Raw genomic sequence first — 3,332 nt, forward strand, 5'->3', positions numbered from 1 at the left:
TTGGTTGCGGGGGCAGGATTTGAACCTGCGGCCTTCAGGTTATGAGCCTGACGAGCTACCGGGCTGCTCCACCCCGCGTCACCAGCGTAAGCCGCGTTGCGGCTTATCGCGCTTGCGCAAACCGCTGCGCGGTTTGTCGCGTCCACGTAAACCGCAGAGCGGTTTATCGTGTGTTTCCAGCGTAACCCCGAAGGGTTTATCGCGTGTGGGCACCCTTGCGGTTCCCACCAAATTCCAGAAGCGTTTGCGCTTCCCTTCAGAAGCGACAAAGGCCGCGTTAGCGGCCTATTGTAACACGGCCTGGCCGTATTTCGGAGTGTGACGAGAAGATTTTGTGAGGCATAAATTGCTGAGCAATTTAGCGAGGCATAAATCGATTTCATCGATTTAGCCTGGAGTTGCGATTAGCAGACCTGGCAGCGACCTACTCTCCCGCGTCTTAAGACGAAGTACCATGGGCGCAGGGGCGTTTCACGGCCGTGTTCGGAAAGGGAACGGGTGCAGCCACCCCGCCATAACCACCAGGTCGGCAAAGCGCAACTTCGGGCTAAACCGCGCTAGCGGTTTAGCCCTATGAGAAGCTGGTGAAGAGAGGCATTAGGCGGTAGCCAATAGGCAATAGCCTTTGCTTCTCTTGTCTTTTTTTTGAACACGTCTTGGATGTTGGGCAGGGCGGCTATTGCCTACTGCCTACATCCTATTGCCTCATCTTATTCGATGAGCACGAGCAATGAGAACGATCAAGCCAATCGAGCTATTAGTACCGGTAAGCTTCATGCGTTGCCGCACTTCCACACCCGGCCTATCAACGTGGTCGTCTTCCACGGCTCTGATAGGGAACACTCGTTTCCAGGTTGGTTTCCCGCTTAGATGCCTTCAGCGGTTATCCATTCCATATATAGCTACCCTGCTATGCCCTTGGCAGGACAACAGGTCCACCAGAGATATGTCCATCCCGGTCCTCTCGTACTAGGGACAGATCCTGTCAATATTCCTACACCCACGGCAGATAGGGACCGAACTGTCTCACGACGTTCTGAACCCAGCTCACGTACCGCTTTAATTGGCGAACAGCCAAACCCTTGGGACCTGCTCCAGCCCCAGGATGCGATGAGCCGACATCGAGGTGCCAAACAACCCCGTCGATATGGACTCTTGGGGGTCATCAGCCTGTTATCCCCGGCGTACCTTTTATCCGTTGAGCGATGGCCCTTCCACACGGGACCACCGGATCACTATGACCGACTTTCGTCTCTGCTCGACTTGTCAGTCTCGCAGTCAGGCGGGCTTATGCCATTGCACTCGACGACCGATTTCCGACCGGTCTGAGCCCACCATCGCGCGCCTCCGTTACTCTTTCGGAGGCGACCGCCCCAGTCAAACTACCCACCATACACTGTCCCGGATCCGGATAACGGACCGCGGTTAGACATCCATGACGATAAGGGTGGTATTTCAAGGATGGCTCCACAAGAACTGGCGTCCCTGCTTCAAAGCCTACCACCTATCCTACACATGCCGACACGAATGCCAGTGTAAAGCTATAGTAAAGGTGCACGGGGTCTTTCCGTCTGACCGCAGGAACCCCGCATCTTCACGGGGAATTCAATTTCACTGAGTCTATGTTGGAGACAGCGGGGAAGTCGTTACGCCATTCGTGCAGGTCGGAACTTACCCGACAAGGAATTTCGCTACCTTAGGACCGTTATAGTTACGGCCGCCGTTTACTGGGGCTTCGATTCAGAGCTTGCACCCCTCCTCTTAACCTTCCAGCACCGGGCAGGCGTCAGACCCTATACGTCGTCTTGCGACTTCGCAGAGCCCTGTGTTTTTGGTAAACAGTCGCTACCCCCTGGTCTGTGCCACCCTCACATGCTTGCGCATATAAGGGTCACGCTTCTTCCGAAGTTACGCGTGCAATTTGCCGAGTTCCTTCAACATAGTTCTCTCAAGCGCCTTGGTATACTCTACCTGACCACCTGTGTCGGTTTCGGGTACGGTCTGTACGGTGGAGCTATTTCCTGGAACCGCGTCCCCGCCCACACAATCCAATAAGTGTGAACAAGTTAAGCAATCCGTCACTACCACCAGGCCCACGAATATTAACGTGGTTCCCATCGACTACGCGTGTCCGCCTCGTCTTAGGGGCCGGCTAACCCTGCTCAGATTAACTTTAAGCAGGAACCCTTGGTCTTTCGGCGAGAGGGTCTCTCACCCTCTTTATCGTTACTCATGTCAACATTCGCACTTCCGATACCTCCAGGACCCCTCACGGGTATCCCTTCATCAGCTTACGGAACGCTCCGCTACCACTCCTCAAAGAGGAATCCTCAGCTTCGGTGCATGGCTTCAGCCCCGTTACATTTTCGGCGCAAAGACCCTTGACTAGACCAGTGAGCTGTTACGCTTTCTTTAAATGATGGCTGCTTCTAAGCCAACATCCTGGTTGTTTTGGGATCCTCACATCCTTTCCCACTTAGCCATGACTTGGGGACCTTAGCTGGAGGTTAGGGTTGTTGCCCTTTTCACGACGGACGTTAGCACCCGCCGTGTGTCTGCCTGGTAGTACTTCCCGGTATTCGGAGTTTGGTTAGGATCAGTAAGACGGTGAGTCCCCATAGCCCATCCAGTGCTCTACCCCCGGGAGTATTCGCCAGACGCTCTACCTAAATAGATTTCGCGGAGAACCAGCTATTTCCGAGTTTGATTGGCCTTTCACCCCTAGCCACAAGTCATCCCAATCTATTGCAACAGATGCGGGTTCGGTCCTCCAGTTGGTGTTACCCAACCTTCAACCTGCTCATGGCTAGATCACTCGGTTTCGGGTCTAATGCAACAAACTATATCGCCCTATTCAGACTCGCTTTCGCTTCGCCTACACCTACCGGCTTAAGCTTGCTTGTTACACTAAGTCGTTGACCCATTATACAAAAGGTACGCCGTCACCCTTGCGGGCTCCGACTGTTTGTAGGCATCCAGTTTCAGGTTCTATTTCACTCCCCTTGTCGGGGTGCTTTTCACCTTTCCCTCACGGTACTGGTTCGCTATCGGTCATGCACGAGTACTTAGGCTTGGAGAGTGGTCTCCCCATGTTCAGACAGGATTTCACGTGTCCCGCCCTACTCTAGGACAATAAGTGTATCTACGCGTACGGGGCTGTCACCCTCTGCGGCAAACCTTTCCAGGTTCTTCCACTTTAACACTCATTGCCACTGGCCTGGTCCGCGTTCGCTCGCCACTACTTGCGGAGTCTCGGTTGATGTCCTTTCCTGCAGGTACTTAGATGTTTCAGTTCCCTGCGTTCGCTTCTTACACCCTATTTTATTCAGATG

At 53.8% G+C, this 3,332-nt stretch carries 1 tRNA gene and 2 rRNA genes (1 of these 3 running past the window's edge); all 3 read right to left on the reverse strand.

Annotation, left to right across the window (positions count from 1 at the left end):
• Window position 1 precedes the first annotated feature (1 nt).
• A tRNA-Met gene (locus FBZ97_RS34195) sits at window positions 2-78 on the reverse strand.
• Between the two features lie 333 nt (window positions 79-411).
• Window positions 412-526, reverse strand: a 5S ribosomal RNA gene (rrf, locus tag FBZ97_RS34200).
• A gap of 210 nt (window positions 527-736) precedes the next feature.
• Window positions 737-3,332 (reverse strand): 23S ribosomal RNA (locus tag FBZ97_RS34205); it runs 236 nt beyond the window's last position.

Origin of the sequence: Rhizobium sp. ERR 942 (genome assembly GCF_007828395.1) — a bacterium.
Taxonomy (GTDB): Bacteria; Pseudomonadota; Alphaproteobacteria; order Rhizobiales; family Rhizobiaceae; genus Rhizobium; species Rhizobium dioscoreae.